Origin of the sequence: Mycoplasma sp. NEAQ87857 (genome assembly GCF_009792315.1) — a bacterium.
Lineage (GTDB): Bacteria > Bacillota_I > Bacilli_A > Mycoplasmatales > Metamycoplasmataceae > Mycoplasmopsis.
Genome location: NZ_CP045542.1, coordinates 857,579 through 880,878, shown reverse-complemented (window position 1 = coordinate 880,878; position 23,300 = coordinate 857,579). Strand labels below are relative to the sequence as shown.

The 23,300-nt window shown below is 24.5% G+C and carries 15 protein-coding genes; 2 read left to right on the top strand and 13 right to left on the bottom strand.

What is annotated here, in order from left to right:
• The first annotated feature begins 68 nt into the window (after positions 1-68).
• On the top strand, positions 69-1,727 hold the full coding sequence (locus tag GE118_RS03165; protein WP_158763988.1) for an IS1634 family transposase: 1,659 nt from the start codon (positions 69-71) through the stop codon (positions 1,725-1,727).
• 94 nt (positions 1,728-1,821) lie between these two features.
• Here GE118_RS03165 and GE118_RS03160 read toward each other — a convergent pair whose 3' ends face one another.
• The 11 genes from GE118_RS03160 to GE118_RS03110 all read right to left on the bottom strand — a co-directional run bounded on the left by GE118_RS03160 (position 1,822) and on the right by GE118_RS03110 (position 19,890).
• A complete protein-coding gene (locus GE118_RS03160) occupies positions 1,822-3,288 on the bottom strand; it encodes a leucine-rich repeat domain-containing protein (RefSeq protein WP_158763987.1) in 1,467 nt (488 codons plus the stop codon).
• Between the two features lie 231 nt (positions 3,289-3,519).
• Entirely contained in the window at positions 3,520-4,527 is a 1,008-nt protein-coding gene (locus GE118_RS03155) for a C5 methylase (MAV1virus-like) protein (RefSeq protein ID WP_199267018.1), read from the bottom strand.
• Between the two features lie 26 nt (positions 4,528-4,553).
• The gene (locus GE118_RS03150) at positions 4,554-5,564 is read right to left on the bottom strand and encodes an HNH endonuclease (RefSeq protein ID WP_158763986.1); all 1,011 of its coding nucleotides are present in this window, start codon (positions 5,562-5,564) and stop codon (positions 4,554-4,556) included.
• An 8-nt stretch (positions 5,565-5,572) separates the two neighbouring features.
• The gene (locus tag GE118_RS03145) at positions 5,573-11,914 is read right to left on the bottom strand and encodes a M60 family metallopeptidase (protein ID WP_158763985.1); all 6,342 of its coding nucleotides are present in this window, start codon (positions 11,912-11,914) and stop codon (positions 5,573-5,575) included.
• 189 nt (positions 11,915-12,103) lie between these two features.
• The gene (locus tag GE118_RS03140; protein ID WP_158763984.1) at positions 12,104-12,574 is read right to left on the bottom strand and encodes a hypothetical protein; all 471 of its coding nucleotides are present in this window, start codon (positions 12,572-12,574) and stop codon (positions 12,104-12,106) included.
• The gene (locus GE118_RS03135; RefSeq protein ID WP_158763983.1) at positions 12,532-13,155 is read right to left on the bottom strand and encodes a hypothetical protein; all 624 of its coding nucleotides are present in this window, start codon (positions 13,153-13,155) and stop codon (positions 12,532-12,534) included. The genes GE118_RS03140 and GE118_RS03135 overlap by 43 nt, the downstream gene beginning before the upstream one ends.
• Before the next feature lie 129 nt (positions 13,156-13,284).
• Positions 13,285-16,224, bottom strand: a complete 2,940-nt coding sequence (locus GE118_RS03130) for an AAA family ATPase (RefSeq protein ID WP_158763982.1) — start codon at positions 16,222-16,224, stop codon at positions 13,285-13,287.
• Between the two features lie 8 nt (positions 16,225-16,232).
• Positions 16,233-16,910, bottom strand: a complete 678-nt coding sequence (rnc, locus tag GE118_RS03125) for a ribonuclease III (RefSeq protein WP_158763981.1) — start codon at positions 16,908-16,910, stop codon at positions 16,233-16,235.
• Positions 16,894-17,892, bottom strand: a complete 999-nt coding sequence (plsX, locus tag GE118_RS03120; RefSeq protein ID WP_158763980.1) for a phosphate acyltransferase PlsX — start codon at positions 17,890-17,892, stop codon at positions 16,894-16,896. The genes rnc and plsX overlap by 17 nt, the downstream gene beginning before the upstream one ends.
• A 2-nt stretch (positions 17,893-17,894) precedes the next feature.
• On the bottom strand, positions 17,895-19,526 hold the full coding sequence (locus GE118_RS03115) for a DAK2 domain-containing protein (RefSeq protein ID WP_158763979.1): 1,632 nt from the start codon (positions 19,524-19,526) through the stop codon (positions 17,895-17,897).
• Entirely contained in the window at positions 19,519-19,890 is a 372-nt protein-coding gene (locus tag GE118_RS03110) for a hypothetical protein (RefSeq protein ID WP_158763978.1), read from the bottom strand. Before GE118_RS03110 ends, GE118_RS03115 begins: the two co-directional genes overlap by 8 nt.
• A 140-nt stretch (positions 19,891-20,030) precedes the next feature.
• Here GE118_RS03110 and recO point away from each other — a divergent pair, with 140 nt between their 5' ends.
• Positions 20,031-20,702, top strand: a complete 672-nt coding sequence (gene recO / locus GE118_RS03105) for a DNA repair protein RecO (RefSeq protein WP_158763977.1) — start codon at positions 20,031-20,033, stop codon at positions 20,700-20,702.
• Here the strand turns inward: recO and GE118_RS03100 are convergent.
• Positions 20,699-21,358, bottom strand: coding sequence for a DUF402 domain-containing protein (locus tag GE118_RS03100; protein ID WP_158763976.1), 660 nt, complete (start codon positions 21,356-21,358; stop codon positions 20,699-20,701). The two genes, recO and GE118_RS03100, sit on opposite strands and share 4 nt — an antisense overlap.
• Before the next feature lie 11 nt (positions 21,359-21,369).
• On the bottom strand, positions 21,370-23,193 hold the full coding sequence (locus GE118_RS03095; protein ID WP_158763975.1) for an MYPU_1760 family metalloprotease: 1,824 nt from the start codon (positions 23,191-23,193) through the stop codon (positions 21,370-21,372).
• Positions 23,194-23,300: the final 107 nt, after the last annotated feature.

The following is a 23,300-nucleotide window of genomic DNA, read 5'->3' as shown; positions in this document are numbered from 1 at the left end:
ATACTACGTATAGTAAAAAAATTATTTTTTCCACATAATTACATTGTAATTATGGTATAATTAGGAGTATGAAAAAAGAAAAGTGGATTATTGTTAGAAGTAAAAGAAAAGACACATACTACATCACAGCAGCTATCTCAAATGGTCATGCTAGAGGTTACAAGCGAAGTATTGGTTTAGGTAATTTAGAAAAATTAGAAAAATCTACAAAAGACCCAATTAATCTCTTAAAAGAAGCTTGTGTTAATTGAGATCCTGAATGACCTAAAGATAAAATTTTGCAAGAAGTAAATAGAGTTCTTAAAAATTCAGTTGTTGAATCAAAAGTTGTAAATTATGGTCATCAGATTTTATTTAACACAATTGATGACTTGGATATTTTTGAGAAAACTAAAGAAACAAGATCAAAAGAATTAATAAAAATATTGAAATTTATAATTTCAACACGTATCTTAAAACAACAAAGTCTTATTAAAACTTTTGAAAGTATCCCAGATTATGAAATAGAATTTGATTCAAAAAAGACAACATTCTACAACTCTTTAGATTATCTTTCAGACAATAAAACAACTATTTTAAAAAACATCAATAATTCGTTAATTTCTAAAAACCTAAGATCTGTTGATGTAATGTGATTTGATTCATCAACTGTATATTTTGAGACTTTTACAAGTTTAGGATTTAAACATCCAGGATATTCAAAAGATGGAAAATTCAAAGAAGATCAAATTGTAGTAGGTTTAATCACTGATGAAAATGGTATTCCAATCCATTACAAATTATTTAAAGGTAATACAGCTGATCCAAATACTTTCATTCCATTTATCAATGAAATCAAGAAAATTTACAATGTTAGAATGGTTACAATAATTGCTGATAGAGGAATGAGTACTAATAAAAACATTAGATTTCTAGAACAAAATAATATAGATTTTATAATCTCTTACAGATTAAAAATCGCTACTAAAAGAACTAAATTATTCGCTCAAGATCCTGAAGGATATGTTGATTTAGATAATTTTAAATTCAAAGAAGAAACTTATGAATCACTATGACAGAAAAAACGTCCAAATGGAAGAACTAGACGTAGAATAATAACTTATAGTGAAAAACGTGCTAAAAAAGATAAACAAGATAGACAAATTCTTATTGATAATTTCAACAAAAAAGCTAAAAACGGTATTGTTGCTCAAGCTGATTTACTTGCTGGTAAAAAATACAAATTCTTTAAAGAAATTGAAAATGGTAAAACAACTTCATATAAGTTAGATTATGAAAAAATCGAAAGAGATAAAAAGTTTGATGGTTTATATGCTTATGAAACATCGAGACACGATCTCACGGTTCAAGATGTTGTTGATTTATATGCAAAACAATGACAAGTTGAAGAAAACTTCAGAACATTAAAAAACGCATTAAGAATTAGACCTGTGTATGTACGAAGCGACAAACACATTGAAGGATATTTCCTTTTATGCTTTATATCATTGGTTCTTATGAGATATTTATTAACTTTAGTAAATAAAAACTTAGAACCTGTATTAGGTGTTAAAAACGAAAGATTTACTAACACAAGATTAATAAAAGCAATTTTAAGTGCTAATAAATATGTTGAAGTAGTAAATTCAAAAATTATCACTGAAAAATTAATAGAAAATAAAGATAATATGCAACATTTAAATGATTTTGTTATTATCAAAAAGATATTAGAAACTCAAAAACCATAAATTACAATGTAAATTTTTGAAAAAGTTGAAAAAAGAGCAATAAAATGCTCTTTTTATCGTTTTTTGTTAAAACTTGGAAACTCAGGATTAACTATTATTCTTCATTTTTGTTTTTTGAAATTTGTTCGTTTATCATTTTATAAAGTTCTTTTTCTTTTGGAGTAGATTCAAATGCATCAGTTCCAATTTCTTTTAATTTTGGAACATTGATTTTTTTAAGGTTTGATCCACGGAAAGCACTTGTACCAATTTTTTCAAGTTCAGGAAAGTTTGTCTGAGTTAGTTTTGTATATGCAAAAGAGCCAATACCTATTAATTTAAGTTTTGGAGCATTGATAGATTCTAGGTTCGATTCTTCAAAAGCATATCGCCCAATTTTCTCAAGTTCCGGAAAATCTACGTGGGTTAGTTTATTACGTGCAAAAGAACTATCACCTATTACTTTTAGTTTTCGAGCATTGATAGATTCTAGGTTCGATTCTTCAAAAGCATATCGCCCAATTTTCTCAAGTTCCGGAAAACCTACGTGGGTTAGTTTGGTATATGCAAAAGAACGATCACCTATTACTTTAAGTTTTGGGGCATTGATTAATTCTAGTTTTGAACTCAAAAAAGCTGATGCACCTATTTTAACCACTCCTAGTGCATTAATTTGTTTTATTTTTTCTTTTTGAGAAAATACTCCATCAGAAATAACTTCGATATTTTCGGGTAAATTCACTATACCGTTCTCAGGTATTAAACTGTTATCGTATTTTATTAAAATACTATTGTTAAAAATAATTTTTTTATTCTTCTCAAGGAAAGGAGTTCTATCAAAAGGATCACCCGATATTTCTTTTAATTTTGGAGCATTGATAGATTGTAGGTTCGATTTTGTAAAGGCATATGGTTCAATTTTCTCCAGTTCAGGAAAATCTACGTGGGTTAGTTTCGTATTTCAGAAAGCATTTCTGTCAATTTCTTTAAGTTTTGGAGCATAGATATTTTTTAAATTACTTTTACTTTCAGGACCTGTTGCATTAAAGAAATCATTTATTACACGAAGGTTTGGTAGAATTAGTATTTCTAAATTTGAAATTTTATCATTGTGTTTTTTCAAACTAATCTGTCTTATATCAAAATCTATATCAACAGCATCTGGAATATATAAGATTTTTAGATTTTCTCATTCGTAACTTAATGATTTTAAAACATTAGATTCATTAAGTTTATAATATTTATCAGGGTTTTGTATCTGATCTTTTAATTGTGTTAAAAATTCTTCTCCATTCTTTAATTCATTACCTAATCAATCACCAAGCTCATAAGCCGTTAATTCATTTAAACCATATGAAATTAACTTTTCTGTTAATTCCTTATTTGTAATACTTACTTCTGGATTCTTTGATTTTGTATTTATTTGTTTGGTAGGTTTCTTATTTAAATCAATTGGATTTGTATTTAATTGATCAATTGACTTTTTATTAACTTTTGAATTATTACAAGCTATAGTCATAATTGATAACGAAATAATAGCAGTACTTGCTATAGTTATGGGTATTAACTTTCATTTTTTCATCTGTTTCTTCCTTTCTACAAGTGAGAAACATTATATATATATATATATATAGAAAGCTATTATTAACAAAAATTCAATAACGATAGTACAATTATTTAAATTGTTATTCATATTATTATTTATTGTATTTTTTATACTAAATTATTTAATTAACAAAATTTCTTAATTTAATCATCTCTAACCCTTATCTTGTGTGAAAAAAGTATATAAAAATGGCACTAGGCCATTTTGTTATTCAGAATCACTTGAAGTTGTAAATTCTTGATGAATATATTGTAATTCTAAGAAATCTCCACTATCATCAATATTATTTAAAAATTGTTTAAATATTTCAAAAATTAAAGGATGAGGAATTGAAGAAGCTGGACCTGCTTCTGACAATTGTTCATTCACCATTTTATTCTTTTGAGTATATTGTTTTTGAGACCTCATGACAAAATCCATTCCACCCATTCCTGACTTAACACTTCTTGCTTTAATCATCTTTTTAATCGAAGCTAATCCAATCATTCTGCTATCTAATGAATATTCAACTTTGACAGATGGATCATCTTTTAATACATAATATTTAACTCCATCTATTTCTTTGACCTCATATGGTGGTTCAATTTTCCCTTTTAATAATTCTAATTTGACATTAGAAAGGAAAATAGTAGGTTTAGTAGTAAAAAAACCATATTTACCTAATGATGTTTCATTTAAAAACATTTTATTAGCATCATAAAAATCTGTTCTATTAAATTTAATATACTTTCAAATCAATGAATGCTTAGGATTTTCTATATATCATAACTTAGGTTGATAGTGTTTGATTAACTCGATTGTATTATTAATACACCTTTCTCCTAATCTTTTAATAAATAATTGCACATCACTTTTTAAATTTCGTGTAAATCCACCTTTAAGACGCTCAAATTCTTCGACACTACGTTCTTCTAGTTCTGTTTTTGAATCGTCTTTATATTTTCAAAAACAAGTACCACCACCTTTCATATTTAAAACACATGAAAAGGATTGACATAAAGTAGATGAAACTATAATATCTGGTTTAGGGTATTTTTTAAAGATTTCTACAATATTATCTTGTGATAAATCTAATTTATAGTGTTTTTCTCTAGTTGGTTCAGTTACATCAAATGTATATACATCAAAGTATTTGAGTAAATCATTCTCTTTTAAACCATTATAAACACTATTTTGTCCACCTCCAAAAAGGTCTCAAACAACTAGTTTCTTCATAAAATCCCCTTTCTTTTATAACAAAATTATGATAAATAGTATTCTAGCAATTCATCTATCGAGTTTATAACTTTAGTATCTTTTAAATATTCTTTAAAAGCTTCTAGCATATTGGTATTATCAAATGTTTGAATAATGTTATAAAAAGTATCTTTTACTAACTTTTTATCTCTATTATGAATACTTTGATGACATATTTGACACAAAGGCACAACATTTATAATATTGTGGATTATTTTTCAATCCAACTCATCCAAATTATTATTAAATCATTCATTTTTGAATTTTGATCTAGGAATAAAATGATGAAAATCTAAAGGTGTATTTAAATTTGTTCCTTTTAAAGCTTCTTTTGTTTTTTGTCAATCTATTTTTGTTCTACATTTTTCTTTATCTAAATAATGTATAGCACAAGAATTATTGAATTTATTATATAGAAATTTTCTTATACCATCTGGAATTTGTGGGTCATTTCTTGAATCTTTAATTAGATAACTTGTGCTTCTGTTTCAGTTAGTTGATAAATTAAAGTAATCAAATAATTGTTCTATATTAAATTCCTTATCTTTAACTATTAAGAATACAAACTTTGTAACATTCTTACCTTTAAGTTTCTTATAATGAAAACCAGGTTCATAAGAGAATGTTTTTAAGTCATGTACATCAAAATGAATAAAACTATTGCTTTTATCAACTTGCTTATTATAATCTATAAATCAATGAGAGCTAACAATATAATGAATCATTTCGTTCTCATTACCTATAAAACTGGATACCAAAAATTTTAAATCTTTATTTTCAATGCAAGATTTTAAAAATTTATCACTTCTAATTCTTACTGATGTTGGATTGGTTTTTAAACACATTGAAGTAATATTAGCAGTGTAGTAATCTTCTTCTTTATATATTTTGTTTTCAAGTAATTTATTATATAAATTGCTCTTTTCGAAGTTTTCCTTACTTACTTCAACACCTTTTAAAAGTAATTGATATTTTTCATATTCATAAATTATTTTTGTATTATCGAATCTTCTCATAAAATCCTCTATTTAATTTTATTATAAGCAATATAATTAAGAGCTAATTCTTTATTTTCTTTATTAACAATTTTTAATATATGTTCTTGATTATCATTAATATTAAAGCTTGCTATTAAAGTATTTAAAATCGTATCACTATTAGCTGTAGAAATATTTGAACCTATTAATTTATTATCTAAATAAACATCAAAACTTGATCCATTAGGTGATTTTTTACCAATGATAGAGAACGAGTTAGTTTTAATAGTGGTTTCAAAATAATTATTAGCATTATTGTTAATTGCACTAGTAGCATTAACTCAAGAACCATAATCCTTATCATTAGCCTTTAATTCTCAATTTCCATAGAAATTAATATCACTAGAATTGATTGGTTTAATAGCATTAGCATTAATTGCTAAACCAAATTTAACATTAACCAATTTAATTCCTGGAGTTTCTTTATCAACAGTTAAATACAAGTATTTAGCTTTGAAACTTTGATCAAAACTAATATCAAAACTAGGGCCTAGAGTTTCTACTGAAGCATAATAATCAAATAAAGTTACATTATTACCACTTTCATCAACTGCAGTCAATTTATAATGTGAAGGTATTTGTTCATTATCCACAACTTCTTGTTCATTATCTTTAGGTTTTATTGAAGTAACTGTTGAATTATTTTCATCATGATCTTCAGGTTCAACTTCAAAATTATCATCAGTTAATTTTTTATTAACATCAACAAATCTGGTAATCGAAACAGTATTTAATAAAGTAGGTTGCTCTAAAGTGAATTTAAATGTTACTTCTTTTTCATTAGAAGTATAAACATTATTTTGATCTAAAACACTACTTGCATCAGTATCATTTACTGTTGCAGTAATTTTAGTTTTAGCATTAATAGTAGGAATAAATTTATTAATTTGCAATTCTGAACGATCATGAGAATCAATGTATCTAGGTTGATATTGATATTTACTATCAGTTAGAAATGATTTTAACTGATTAAATGTATATTTAGAAGTATCAATGGTATCTACTAAAGCATAATCTTTAAAGTTATAAGCTTTATCATCATTAACTAATCAGAAATTAACTCCTCCAGCTCCAGAAATATTAAATCCTCAAATTTCAATATCATAAACTTGATTTACATCAAAATCATAGCTAAAGAAATCTTTAGCTTGATCATTTCAATGATTTTCAGTTCACATACTTGTTCCATTAATATAAATTTTAGCTAAATCATCAACTGTACCTTTAAAGGTATATTTACCAGTTTTAGGTGGGATAAATTTAAATTTAGATAAAGTTAATTGTTTTGCTTTTTTATCTAAGTAATTATTTTCTCCATCACCTAAGGTAAAATCTTGAACTAATTTTAAGCTTTTAACATTATTATTTTTAGCATAACTAATAGCTTGATCAATTGATCTATATTCTTGATCTAATTGATCAAAAATATAATAACTTGGACGATTAACTACGTTTTGCATCTTGATTTTAAATTTATATCCTGGAACATAATTACTTGGTTTATTATCAAAATCATCTGGATAAATAGTTAGATCAAATTCATCAATTTGATCTAAATAATTGCTATTAGCAATATAAATTAGCTTCTTATTATCATTTGGATCAACTTTTAAACTACCAAATCATTTAGTAGTTGGACTAAATCTCATTCTTGATCATTTAAAATTAGGATTAATTGATTTTATTGCTTTATTAAAATCAAAAGTATATTCACCAAAAGCAGGTACTAAAAATGGAGCTTGCACATCTGAATCATATTCATATCTTTGAGTTTTAGGATTGTAAAAATAATTACCAACAGCATATAAATTAGCTACAAAATCCATTGCAGGTAATTCTTGGATATGTTTAATGTTTGTTACTACTTTTTTATCTTTTGGATAATTTAAATCCGCTAATCTTAATGCTTCTTTAGTATTAGCTAAAGTATTTAACGCTTCTTTTTGTTTAGAGGCTAAATCATTTAATTGTTGATTTAATTCAAGGTTCTTTTCAATACTTTGCATAATAGGTAAATTCATTGCTTTTATCTTATCTTTTTCAACTTGAATATTCTGTTTACCTTCTTCTAAAGCTTTATTAGCATCTTCATAACCTTTAGTTGCTTTATTAAATTCTTCTATAGCTCTAGCAGTAGTATTTGCATCTTCTACAGTTCCTAATTTAGGTACATTAATTCTAAATTTATTATTATGCTCAGCCATATAACTATAAGTTCTTAAAGCATAATAAAAATTAATTCCAAAATAATCTGATAAATATTTAACAGTATTAGTTTGTTTATAGCTATGTCCTAAACGAGCGGAATTTTGAACTCATTTAACAAAATTACTTGGACCTAAGCTATATATCATAAAGCTATATAAAGAATATCAATCCTTATTATAATTATTAGCTAAATTATAAGCATTAGCTAATCTAGCTCACCCTCATTCTCATCTTCCTGAACCATTTAAGAGATTTCTTTTTCTAGAACTATCATTAATATAAGTTAAATCAACTACTGAAGGAATATTGGTTCATCCATGATCTCTAATATTAAAAGGATCTTGATAATCTTGGAAGTTATGGTTAATTTCATGATAATTTCCTCAGTTAGCAAAACTAAAATCAGTATTACCAGTTAAATATCCACTTGCTCAACTAGTATCTGCATATAAATAACCATTTCCTCCTCAAGCTCCAGCTCCTCCTCAGACATCATTACAATAATTTAAAACTATTTTTCTTCCATTATATCCACCTCAAGCAAATGACATTTGGTAAAATGAATCTCATTTTCTAAAAACATCTTCAGGGAAAATTATTTTATCTAAAGGTACATAAGCTATAGAAGTTTCAGCAGTAAAGGGAACTAAAATTGATGAATAATCAGTTTGAATCGCTAATACTGGAGCTGATATTTTTCCAGATTTAACTTTATTTAATTGCTCTATTCAATCTTGTTTAGTAGTTTGTTTATATGAATAAAATAATTGCTCAACTACATTAGATAAAGTTAAATTAACTGTATGATATGAACCATCATCATTAAATAATTTATTAGTTAATTCAATAGTTAACGATCCACCAAAAGGTGTAGCTATTTTTAAACTTTTAGTTGCTGGATCAATTTCACTAAATTTATATCTAAATTCAGATTGGATTTTTGGATATCTATTTGATATTCTTCCAGAATTATCAAATCCTCTATTAACTCAATAATTAGCATTAATAATAAATTTAAAAGGTAAATCATTATTGTTGTTTTGATAATATTTTTTTAATATTTCATAAGTTCTATCACTAAAAGTAATAGTAGCAACTTCTCCTGCAGGTAAATATGCTCCAGTAGAATTAAATCCTAAGATATTAGAACTTATTTGAATATTTTTATCAATAGCTGAAGTAGTATCTAAAACATTTCTTTGATAAAAATTCTTTACTGCTGGATGTTTTTTTAAGGTGTTATTTTTAATTTGTTCTTTAATTCAATTAGGATCAGCATAATCTAAATTTTGATCATTTTTTTCATTTAAAACTAAATCTGAAATATTAACAAATTTTGTTTGATGGGTAGTTTCATCAGTGTATTTTAATCAAGAGTTTAAATAATCTAATCTTTTTCCATTATCAACATATTCATCACGATTTTTATTACCATTAGATTCATAATTATTATCTCATCCAGGATATTTAAAACCATATTTACCATATTCTTTTTCTAAATTAGTTTCATAATATTGATTATTAGCTGTTCTTTGATATCTTCTTAAGATTTTAGAACTAAATGATTGTAAATTTAACTCAGTTGTTAATTTATTTCTAAATTCAACTTCATTATTTTGTAATTTTAAATTTGATATTTCTAATAGATTAGTAGTTCAACTTATATCATTATTATTAATAATTTTTGCATAATAATTTCCATTAGAATTAATAGTTAAATTACTTGATAAATCATTACTAATAACTTGATTATTTTGATATCAAGTAATTTGTTTTATGTTTGATAAATCAATATTTTCTAAGGTTAATGTAGTTGAATTATTAACCAATAAACCTTGATTATTATCTTTTAAAGTTATATTTTCTAAGGGGTTAATAGGATATAAATTTAACTCATTAGTAAAAGCTGTAAGCTCTTGATTATCAAAATTAATTAATAATTTTAATTTAACTATCGAATTATTAATTAATTGATTTTTAGTAATGGTTAAATTATTATTAGTTTCATTATAAATAGGTTGATTATTTAAATATCATTGATATTTTAAATTAGTTAATTTAGCATCAACATTAGCAAGATTAAGATTTATATTGTCTTTATTATTTTCAAAATAACCATTATTTGATGCAATGATTCTAACTTTTGATAAAAGATGATTAATTAAATTACTATTATTTGCTTCATAATCTAAAAATCCACTAATAGTAATAGTTTTAAAATTCGAAACTAAATCATTAGCTATATCTTTAATAGTATATTTCAAACTCACACTATTATGAGTTTGATTAAGTATTTCTATAGTATTTAAAACATAATCAGAATTTTCATTATTATTTAAACTTAATTCAAAATCATTAATATTAACTTCTTTAACTAAAGTATTCGATTTATCTTTATTAAAAACTAAGGTTGATTGATTAAGTTTTTGATTTAATAATTCTTGATAATTGACTCATAATTTAAAACCATTAATTTCAAGTGTTTTAGTATCGCTTGAAATTAAATTAGTTTCTAAATCCTTAATTTTAAATTTAACTATTATAGTTGTATCTTGTTTAATTAAATCTACTGGCACAATAGTTAAATTATCTAAATTACTAAATACTAAATTTTCTCAAGTTATGTCTTTAGTATATGTTTGGCCTTTATCAATATTAACTTGAACTTGAATATCATTTAATTTATTATTTAATTGATTGATAAATTGCTCATTAGTTTTAAAACCATTAATAGTAATGGTTTTAATATTTGAAGCTAAATTATGTTCTAAATCTTTTACTCTAAAACTTACTCTAACAGTTCCGTTTTCTTTAATTAAATTTACATCTTCAATAGTGTAATTGTTATTTAAGTCGCTAAATCTAAAGTTATTAACAGTTAGATTATTAGTTAAATACAATTCCTTTTGAGCAGTAAAATTTACTTCTACATTATTTAATGCTTGATTTAATTTATTTTGCAATGCTTTATTAGTTTTAAACCCTGAAAGAACTAAATTTTTAGTAATTTCAATGCTTGGATATTGATTATTGGTGATTAATAGTTTAAAGATAACACTATTATTAGATTTTAAAAACGAAATTACTTGATAAGTGTATTTATTATCATTAAAATTACTAATTGTAAAATCATTTTGATTAACATCAGTGATTAAAGTGGTTTCAATATTATTCTTATATTGAATTGAAAGATTAGCTAAATCACTATTCATTTGATTAATAACTAACTCTTTAGTTAAAAATCCTGATATACTAATATCTTTATTGACAAAAAGATCTAAATCATTTTTAAATGATAATTTAGTCTTTAAAACAATATCGCTGTTATGAATATCTAACTCTAAAATCTCTAATTGATACATATCATTTAAACCATTAACATTAAAATCACTCTTAGTTACATTATTGATTAAAGTAGTTGCTTTATCACCGTTAAATTCAATATTAAGTTGGTTATATACTTGATTTAATTGCTCTAATAAAGTGTTTTTGGTACTAAAATCATTAAATACTATGGTTTTAAGTTTTGATTCTTCGTTATTAGTTTTATTAACTAATTTAAAACTTAAATTAATAGCATTGTTGTTGATTAAGATATTCTTTTCTTTTATCTTATAATTTGCTATATCATAATTACTAAATTCAAAATCAGTTATTTTAACTAAAGAAATTAAATTATTTTTAGGATGATTGATTAATTTAACCTCTACTTGATCAACTAAATCATTTAAATTATCAACAATTGGCTTATGAATATCGTTTATAGATTCAAAATTTAAATTTATAGATTTAAATTTTGAACGATTGTTTGCTAGGTCTTTAATATTAAAAGTTACTTGTATTTGTTTATTAGTAACTTTTTTAACACTAAAATTAGCAACTTGATGTTTATTATCTAGTTGCTTAAAATTAAAATCATTTATATTCAATTGCTCAATGGTTTTATTTTTTGAGTTTGGATTAATTTCTACATTTATTTTGTCGATAATATCATTTAAATCGTGCTTTGATGGATTTGATGGTTTATTAGCTTGTTTATTTGAACAAGCTATAAATGTGCTTAACAATGAAGTACTCATCATTGTTAAGATAGTAAATTTCATTATTTTTCTTTTTGACATATTGTTCCTTTAAATATCTTTAATAAGTATTTAAAATTATATTATTTTCAAATTAATAAGTTTTATTTTTATAAAAGTTGTTCATAAATTTCTAACTAATATAAAAGATGGACAAAGGTTTGTCCATCTTTTGATTTATTAAATTAGTTATTAATTTAATAATAATTAAAAATTTTTTAATACCAATATTTATTTGTTAGTGTTATCTTCACCTACAAACGATTCAAATGTTTGATCACCTATTTTGGTGATTACTCCATCTTTAATACCTATATCTTCAATAACAACTTTTAAATTTTCCGGGATATTATCTATAGGTATTAATTTAGTTTCGTTAAATGTGTATAATTTTTTGTCCTTAATTTCTCTTTCAACAAATCTTTTATAATCTTTGGGATTATATAGAGCTATATACGCAGGAGTATCAATTAATCAAGAAGTATGTAAATAACTAGTATTAAAATATTTATTATTCGTTGTTGAGATTTCTCTTAAAATATAAAGAGTGTTATCTTTGACATAAAGATAAAATCTAAAAGGTATATGTCAAGTTAATTTAAAATATCAATTATAATTATATTCAACAATAAAAAACTGTTTTTTCTTTGTGGCACTTGTTAGTATATTATTATCTTTAAAATCCGCTTTATAAATTTTCAAATTAAATGTTGGTTTTCAATTTTTTGATACTGTTCTATAACTCAATTATGATTTTCATTTAGGTCATTAAATGTAACACTTTTTTTATTTTCGTGGTAACTCTTATCATTTCCTTCAGGAAAACTTCCAATAATATCAACATTTGTATTTCCGTTTTGAAATTCAAAACTCACATCAAAAGGAAGCAATCTTTCTTCTGAATTATTTCATATACTTTTGATGATACGAGGACTTTCTTTGTTTAATTTAAAATCTATAGTTTTTACAAGTTCTATATTTTGTTTTGACTCTAATAATTTAATTACCTTTTTATTGTTATATAGATAAGTGTGTGGATCATTCTTGTTTACTGAAGGTAGTCATCATTTGGGTTTAGTATAATGTTCAAGTAAATTAGGATTTTTTCATTCTAGATCATAAGTTGAAGATAAAAATTTTTCATATTTATTTAATGGTTTAGACTCTTCTTTGGTTATATTATTGCAAGCAACAACTGATGAAACTAACGAGATACAAGGAATCAAAATGCTTATTTTTCAAAATTTATTAAGGATTTTTGTTATCTTTTTATTTAAACGCATATTTCTCCTTTCATATAATAATTATATTATTTTATAAAACAAATTATTTGTATGTGGAATAATTTTCACAAAAACCCATATAGCAATTTCAAATTAAAAAACACTCTAATTTAATTAGAGTGTTTTTGTTTAATTATGATTAGTTTGAGGTTCTATTAAGTTTTTAGCATCAGCTAATTTAACACTAAAGAAGCTTGTAATACCACGATGTTGCATAGTTGCACCAAATAAAGAATCAACTCTAGACATAGTTCCTGTTCTATGAGTAATTACAATAAATTGAGTTTGATCTTTTAATTGTTGAAGGTATTTAGCATATCTAACAACATTAGATTCATCTAATGCAGCTTCAACCTCATCTAAAATACAAAGCGGTAATGGTCTTGCTTTTAAGATTGCGAATAATAAAGAAATAGCGATCAATGATTTTTCACCACCTGAAAATAGTTTTAAGTTTTTAATACTTTTTCCAGGAGGTTGAGCATAAATAGTAATCCCGCTTTCTAAAGGATCGCTTGGATCAATAAATTTAATCTTTGCACTTCCTCCACCAAACATTGAGTGAAATACCCGATCAAATTCTAAGTTTACATCGTGAATTACATTAGTTAATCGATTAATAATAATCTTATCTATTTCACTAATTGCATTTAAAATAGTGTTTTTAGCTTCAGTTAATTCTTCATAATTACTTGAAAAATCTGCATAACGATTTTCAACTTCTTCTAATTCAACAATAGATTCTAAATTTACATTACCTAATTTAGCAATCTCAGCTTTTAATTCTGCTATTAATTCTTTAGCGGCATCAATTGACATATTTAATTGGTAATTTTCTAAAGCATTTTCTAAAGTTAGTTCATAAAAATTAGTTAATCTTTCACGATATTGGTCAAGATTAAACTCTATTTTATTAAATTTAGAAATTTTAGCTTCAAAGCTTTCGGTTAATTGAATTAACATTGAATTAGATTTATTTAACTCAATTTCTAAGTTTGATATTTCAGCTTCATAACCATTTTTAATAGTGATTTGAGCTTGTAAATCTAAATCTAATAATCTAACTTCTTTACTTAATTGACCTATTGTTTCAAAAGTAGGAATAGAAGCTGATTCTTGATCATCTTCTTCATTAAAATCAATTATTTTAGCTTTTCATTCATCTAATTCTTTATTAGTGGTGCTTAAATGGAATGAAACACTAGTTTTTTGAGTGGTATATTCTTGATTATAGCTTTGTAATTTTGATAATTCATTTTTTAATTCACTTGATTTAAGTTCAGCATTATAAATAATAGATTCTAATCCAGGAATTAATTCTTTTAGTTGTTCAATTTTGTATTCTAAACCAATTAATTCATTAGTAGATTCGCTAGTTCCGCCAACAATAATTCCACCAACACGAATAACATCACCGTCTAATGAAACTACCATATATTTCTTATCAACAATTTTAGAAATATTATTAGCGTTATCAACAGTATCTACAACTATAATGTTTCCTAATAAAAAGTCATTTAAAACATTATATTTTTTATCAACTGTTACTAAATCCTTAGCTATTCCAATAAATCCTTTTTGATTTTTTAAGACTAATAAATAATCATCTCTAATGAATTTACCTTTAATAGATTCTAAAGGAATAAAAGTAGCTCTTCCACCATTGTTTTTCTTTAAGAAATTAACACAATTTACTGCAGTGTTAGAATTATTAACAACCACATGTTGAGTAGCATTAGCTAAAATTGTTTCAATAGCAGTTACATATTGTTCAGGAACTGTTAATAAATCACTTACTAAACCTTTATAACCAGGAAATAGTGATTTATTTTGAACTATAGTTCTTGTTCCTTTAAATAAATTAGATTGAGATTGTTTTTTCTCATTAAAAATGTTGATTTTGGTTTGTATCTCAATCATTTTTCTTTCTGCTTCTTGTTTAGTGATGTTGTAATTATTAATTTGAATATTAATATCTCTAATTTTAGAAGTAGATTCTATGAACTTTTGTTGAATTTCATCATAAGCTTGATTAAAATAAACTACTTTTTGTTCAAGATCTTTAATTTTAGAAATAATAGATTGTTGAAGCTCTTTAGATGATGTTTGTAATTCACCTTTAGCAATCATGTCTCTACGTTGAGTTTCTTTAGCATAAATAACATTTAAGTCATTTAATCTTGCATTAATCGCTTCTTTTTTAGCTCGAATTTGAGAAATTAAAGCTTTAACTTCAGTTAAATTAGCTTTTTTTGCAACTAATTTCATACTTAAATCAGTAATGTTATTTTTATAACTTTCTTTAGTTTCACCAACACCTGCTAATTCTTGTTCTAATTGTTTATATTCTTTATCCAAAGCATTAATTTGATTAGCTAAAAAAGCTATTTCAACTTCTTTTAATTGCTTAGATTTATCTCGATATAAGATCGCTTTTTCTGCTTGAGCTTTTAATGGTAAAAGTCTTTTTTCTAATTCTTTAATTACAGTATTTATTTGAGATAAAGCAGCATCAGTACGTTCAAGTTTTTTTAAAGCTTCTTGTTTTCTAAATTTATATTTCGAAACTCCTGCAGCTTCTTCAAAGATCAATCTACGATTTTCATCACTACTTTGAGCAATTTCTGAAACAGTTCCTTGAGAAATAATTGCTAATGAACTTTTACCAATACCTGTTTCCATTGCAATGGTTTTAATATCTTTATGACGACATTTTTGACCATTAAGATAATATTCATTAATACCTTTTCCTCTTTCTAAAACTCTAGAAATAGTAACAATTTTACTATCAACACTTGATAAACCAGCAGAATTATCAAAAGTTAAAGTTACTTGTGCTTTATCTAAAGCTTTAGCGGTTTTAGAACCTGAGAAAATAACATCTTCCATGTTATCTCCTCTTAGTTCTTTAGAACTTTGTTCTCCAAGAACTCATTTAATGGCATCATTAATGTTACTTTTACCAGAACCATTAGGTCCAACAATACCAACAACTCCACCATCAAAATTTAAAACAATTGGGTTAGCAAATGATTTAAAACCATGTGCTTCAATTTTGATTAATTTCATATCTACCCCTATTTTAATTTTTCTAAAGCATTTTTAGCAGCGTTTAATTCTGCTTCTTTTTTAGAACTACCATAACCTTTTCCAAAAATTTGCTCATCATGCACTGCTTTAGAGAAAAATTGTCTATTTGCACCTTGTTCTGTAATGTATTTAATGTTTTCTTTACTGAAACTTTGGAAATATTCTTGAAGTTCGCTTTTTGCATCTTTGTTGCTTTCAGTATGCACTTTATCAATTACAGGATAAATGTGATGACTAACAAAATCAACTGCTGCTTTTAACCCAAGATCAATATAAATAGCACCAATCATAGATTCAAAAATATCTGCTTTTACTTTTGGAGAATCCTTAACATCTTTTTCCATTTGTCCTGGACCTGTTTTTAAAATATCAATTAAACCAATATTAACTGATATTTCACCTAAAGTTTCAGTACATACTGCTTTTGCACGCAATCGAGTTTGATATCCTTGAGCTAATTCTGGATAATTACGATAAATATATTGACTTGAAATAAATTGCAAAACAGCATCACCCAAAAATTCTAATTGTTCATAATTATTATTTTGTTTATCGCCATTTGGGTTATAAGAAGCATGAGTTAAAGCTAATTCATAAATTTTTGGATCTAAAGGAATTATTTTATATATCTTAAAAAATTCTTTTAAATTAGTTGGTTTTTTCATTAACACTTCCTTTTAATTTGGTTAATAAATCTTTTTCTAACGCTTCTTTAATATTATTCAATGCTGAAGTATAAGATAAAGCGTCACTTGATCCATGAGTTTTAATTGCTAAAGCATTTACCCCAAATACTCAAGCACATCCAACATTTCGATAATCTAAAACTTTTGCAGTTTCTTTAAAAGCTCCTTTAATGATTGAAGCACCTATTTTTCTAATGAATGAGCTTTTAATTCTGTTTTTTAATAAATCAACAAAAGTAAAAATAGCTCCTTCATAACTTTTAAGCACTAAATTTCCACCATATCCATCAATTAAAGCAATATCAACTTTACCTTTGAATAAATCTCTAGTTTCATTAAACCCAACATAATTTAATGAACTATCATTTTTTAATAAAGTATTTGCTTCTTTCACAACCTCATTACCTTTGTACTCTTCAGTACCAATGTTTAATAAAGTAACTGAAGGATTACTTTTATTAAACATTACTTGGTAAAAACTAGTAGCTAAAACTGCTCATTCATATAAATATTCAGGTTTAACCACTAAGTTAGCTCCAACATCTAAAAATAAAAATTTATTCCCATTAGTTGCATTACATACAGGCATAAATGCTGGACGAGAAACATTTGGTATTCTTCCACATTTAAAAGTTAATGCACTTATATAACAACCACTATCTCCACTAGATAAAATTGCATCAGCTTGATTGTTTTTTAATATCTCAATCGCTACATTCATAGAGCAATCTTCTTTCATTGCTTGACGAAGATTTTTAGGATCAGATTGAACGTTTTTATTTTCTATTAAAGTTATATTATTTGGTTTATTTGTAAGATCTAAATTACTAGTATCGCCTACTAAAATAATTTCAAAATTTTGGTTTTTTAAAGCAAAACCTTTTGCAGCTTGATATGCTGCAAAAGGTCCATTATCATTACCATTAATATCAAATACAATTTTAAAAGTTTGATTTTGCATTTTTATTCCACTCCTATAAGGAAGTTATAGTTTGGTTGATTTCCTTCAATGATTTCAACCTCAATATCATATTTACTTGTAATATAGTTAGCAATTTCTGCCGCTGTTGAATAAGATTCATCATCACCATAATACAATGACACAATTTCTTTACTTGAATCAATCATTTGTTCGAGTAAAGTTTTTGCGGTCTTAATAATATCTTTTTGACTTGTAATTATTTTTCCATTTAAAATTCCTAAATAATCCTTTTTAGAAATTTTAATGTTATTAATTTTTGTGTTTCTTACTGCTTGAGTAATTTCTCCTGAAATTACTTCTTCAATACTATCAAGCATCATTTCGTGATTTAACTCTGGATCTGTAGAATCATTGAAGTTTAAAATGGCTGTCATTCCTTGTACTTGAGTTTTAGTAGGAATAACTATAATGTTGCTATCAGTAAATACCTGAGCTGCTTGTTGAGCTACCAAAATAACATTAGAATTATTTGGTAGTACAAAAATATTTTCAGCATTAACTGATTGGAAAGCTTTGATTAAATCCTGGGCAGAAGGATTTTGAGTTTGGCCACTTTCAACTACATAATCACAACCTAATTCCTTCATACGTTCAATGATTCCTGAACCTAAATTACATGAAACAATAGCACATTTTTTTCTTTCACCATTTGCTAGTTCTTGTAATTTTTGACTATTTGCTTTAGAATTATTAGCTTGAAGTGTCATATTTTCAGATTTAATTTTGATAAACTCACCAAATTTTTGAGCAAAATTTAATAATTTACCAGGTTTTTTAGTGTGTCCATGAATTTTAAGTAAATTATCATCATTAACTACAACTAAAGAATTAGCAATTTTTTCCATTTTTTCAATAAAGCTATTTTTATCAAAACTATCAGGTTTATTCAAATCAACTAATACTTCAGTACAATATCCAAATTCACCTTCATAAACTTCTTTATCACTAATAAAATTCGCAATATCTTCTTCTTGTTCATTAAGTTCAACAGGTTGATTATTTAAATATTGGTTAATCCCTCAAAAAATAGTATATAAACCTTCTCCACCAGAATCAGTTACACCAACTTCACGTAAAGTTTTAAGTTTATTTGGAGTTTCATCACAACTTTTACGCATATATTTTAAAGTTGCTTCAAAAAATTGTTCAATAGAAACATCTTGATTGTATAAGTTTGTTGCTAAACTTTCACTTGTTTCTCTAATTACTGTTAAAATTGTTCCTTCTATAGGTTTAAAAACTGATTTATAAGCTCTTGCTGTAGCAGAATTAAAAGCTTCTATTAATTCATTAACATCTAAAGCTTCTTTTCCGACACAAGCTAAAGCAAAACCTTTAAAAATCTGCGATAAAATAACCCCAGAATTTCCTCTAGCTTCATATATCATAGAATGAGCAATTTTAGCACTAACATTTTCTATTGAATAGTCTTCTAAATTTGACAAATTATTAATAATAGAATTAACTGTTGAAGACATATTTGTTCCTGTATCACCATCAGGTACAGGAAAAACATTTAATGCATCAATCTGATTTTTCTTATTGGTTAAGGCATTTGCTCCAGAAATCATTGCCTTTGCAAATAATTCACCATCTAGTATCTTATTATGCATTAGTTACCTCCTTAACATACACAGTAAGTTTATTCAAGACAAATGATTTTTGTTTAAATTTTAAACTCAATTGTTTATGAATTTGGGAAATAATAAACTTAGCAGAAATATTATCTAAAATAGCAATAGTAAGAACAACATTTCAACCTTTATCATTTTTTGAAACGCTAATTTTATCTAAATTATTTGAAGCTTCATTTTCAAAATTAATTTCATTAGCAAAAAAGATATTTTCATCGTTGAAAAATATTTTTTTGATTCCTATTGTTGTTTCGATACTATCTAATACAATTTTTTTGATTTTTAAGTCTAGATCACTTAAATTATTATTCGATAATTGATTATTGTTTTTAATTTGATTCATAATTTTAAATACCTCAATCAGTATTAAAGTTACTTATTAAAATAAGTATGATATATATTTTACATTATTATAGTGTTTTTATAAGTATTTAGAATATGCATAACTCAAGTTTTAACTTTAAAAAAGAATATAATTTGAATATGCGAACCCAAAGTTTAGAAGCAATTATTTTAAACATTAAACAAATTGATAACAATTTGTTTCTTTGTAGTTTTTTAACTCAAAATGGAGTTTTAAAATTATGAGCTAATGGTTTGAATAAACCCAATTCCAAAAATAAAGCTAATTTACAAATTGGAGCAGTGGTTGAAATTGAATATTTTCAATCACGATTAAAAAATCAATCAGGTAGATTAAAAAAAGCACATTTAATTAAATATTTAAATGAAATAAATGATTCAAATTTAAATTTAATTATGCAATTAGTCAAATTATTTATTAATATTGATTGTCAAAATCATCTTTTAAATATTTATAAGCAATTAATTGGTTATTTTAATGAAAAAATTAATAAATATTTATTAATTTATTTTTTAGCTCAATCATTAATTTATTTAGGAATTTGTCCTAATTTTGATGCTTGTAGAACTTGTGGTTCTAAGAGAAATTTGATTGATTTTGAATTAGAAAATGGGGGTTTTATTTGTAATTTGCACAATCATCCTAAATGATTACCAAGTGAAGTATTAAACACCATTTGAAGTTCATTTCATGATGTTTCTAAATATATTATTATCACTGATGATAAATTAAATAATTGATTATTTTACACTTATAAAAACGCTATAAATAATGCTGGATATTATTTTTAGCGTTTATTTTTCTTATTAGAATTAATTACATTATTAAACATTTCAGATTCTTCATTATATTTTGAGTTATATTGTGCAACGTATTTTTTAAAAGTTTTAGCATTAATCAATTTATCTTTTAAAAGAATTTCAAAATAATATTGCAAGATTTGAGCATTAAAAAAGTAATTATAATCATTGTATAAAGAGATAATATTTTTTATCTCATCATAAATTTTTGTTTTTAATTCTGATGGATAATTCATTTGTTTAGAATTTAATGAAAATTCATCCCGATCAACTACTTGAAGATCTTTTTCAGGATAACATTTCACATCTAAATCATAATCAATGAATTTAATAGTATTATCTTCATAAATAGGTTTAGAAGCCATATTAATATAATAATAATTGCCTAAATCTTTTTTTAATAAAACTATTGAATTAAATAATTGATCTTTAGGTAAAAACCAAATAGCATTTTCAGTATATCTTCAACCATTAGAATTATGTTGAGCTTCAGTTACTCTGGTTCCACATAAAAATAACACCACATGCCGTTTATTATGAAAAATAACTTTAGCTTGGTTTCATTGACGATATAAAAAACCATTGTGTTTATAAGCTTGGACATTGACCATCTGTCCAGTTTTTAAGTTTTCAAAACCATTTGTCATTTTTCCTCCTTTTATTTTAAAACTTTAATATATGCTTGATTATTTTGATTAATTACTTTTAAAGCTAAATAACTTTTTTCATCAAGTAATTGAGCTTTTTCATTTGCTAAAGCTATAAATGAAACATTAGTTGAAATATCTCTAAAAGTGTTTGGAACATTAAATTCAAAATTAACCAATTCATTCGTTTGAGCTATATTATCTTTATTGCTATCAATTCAACCTTTAATTAATAAATTATTGGTTGAATTGATATTTAATTTTGTATCTAAAAATTTATCAGTTATATATGGAATAAATTTTTGTTTAGGATATCTTCTGTATTCTGCTGAAGCATCTTCTAAAGGATTTTTACTTCTTCCAAAAAAGTTAAAAGTAGATAAATAATGAATTTTACTAAAATCAACTATTTGATTATTATCAACTAAAGCTAAACCACTAAGTTTTTTATCTTGTAAAAATCCTGATATTTTAATGTTTTTATATTTAGTATCATCAATAAATACTCTTTTTTCATCTAAAGATTTCCAATCTTTTTCTACATAAATTTGATTAATTGAATATCCATAACCTAAAGTATTTAAAAATAAATTATAAAACTGTTGAGAGCGATCTAAATTATTTACCAAATAATCATCATGGTTTTTAGGTAAATCAAAATAATAAACATTATTTGGATAAAACATTAAATTATTTTTAAAATTTTTAGCTAAATTATTTTTAAAATCAGTGAAATAAGTACGAGATTGATCTAAAGCATATGGAACAAAATATTGTGTGTTTGAAGTTCAAGTGCTTACATTATAATCATAGAATTTAGAATTATTAGATGAATAAGCTGGTTCAAAAGCATATTTTAAATATTCTCTTGCTACTAATTCATCTGCTGAATAAATATATTTAATATTGGTTTTAGTAAATTCTGGTCCATTTTTACTAAAAATATATGATTTTCCTCCACCATATTTTTCAACAAAATAATCAAGATTTGGAAGTAAATTAAATTCACCATTAGCTTCATCTCATAATTCTTTTAATGTAAAACTATTAGCAATAAATGATTTACCAAAATTTTTATATAAATCAGGATTAAACTTTTTATCATAATTAAAATTTAATAACCCTTTAAATTGATCAATAAAACTTTTTTCTCAATATGCAATTATTGTATCAGCATCATTGGTATTAAAAATTATTTTATTTTGCTCATCATTTTCTTGTTTAATACTTGCATAATTACTTACAAAAAAATGAATATATTCATGAAATAATGTTGGAAGTAAAACATTATCAACTACATATTCAATATTTGAATACTGACTATTAAGATCACTTAATTGATTAGTATTAAGTATAATTACATCTTTTTGAGGTGTAAATAATCCTAAATATGTTTTATTAAGCTTATTTTCAAGCATAACTGATTGCAAATTAAAAACTTCTGGACCAAATGGAACTTTCTTTTTAAAAGCATTTGCTAAATAAATTAAACCTTTAGGTCCTAAAAGATATTTTCTTGTTAAAAAAGTTTCTTTATATGGCTTTTCTATAAATTTGATTTTAGTATAAGGATCAATATACTCATAGAAATAACCTTTATCATTTTTTTGTTCTTTAATTTCATAATGTTTATTTATTTCATTTAAAACATCTTTTTCATTACCATCAACTAATAAAAACTCTTTTGAAGTAATTTCTTTAGGATCTTTAGTAGTAATGATAGTACTAGCAGTAATATTATTATGAAAATGAACTAATAACGGAATTGCAACTGCAGAAAATAGAGCCAAAAGGCTTGAAATAATTACAGTTATTTTTAATCAATATTTTTTCATTATAAATAATTATAAATTAATTTCATTAATATGATTTTTAAGGTTTGATACAGTTTAACTAATTTGTTCATTTTTAGTTCTTTTTTGATGATTTTTTTATTTATAAA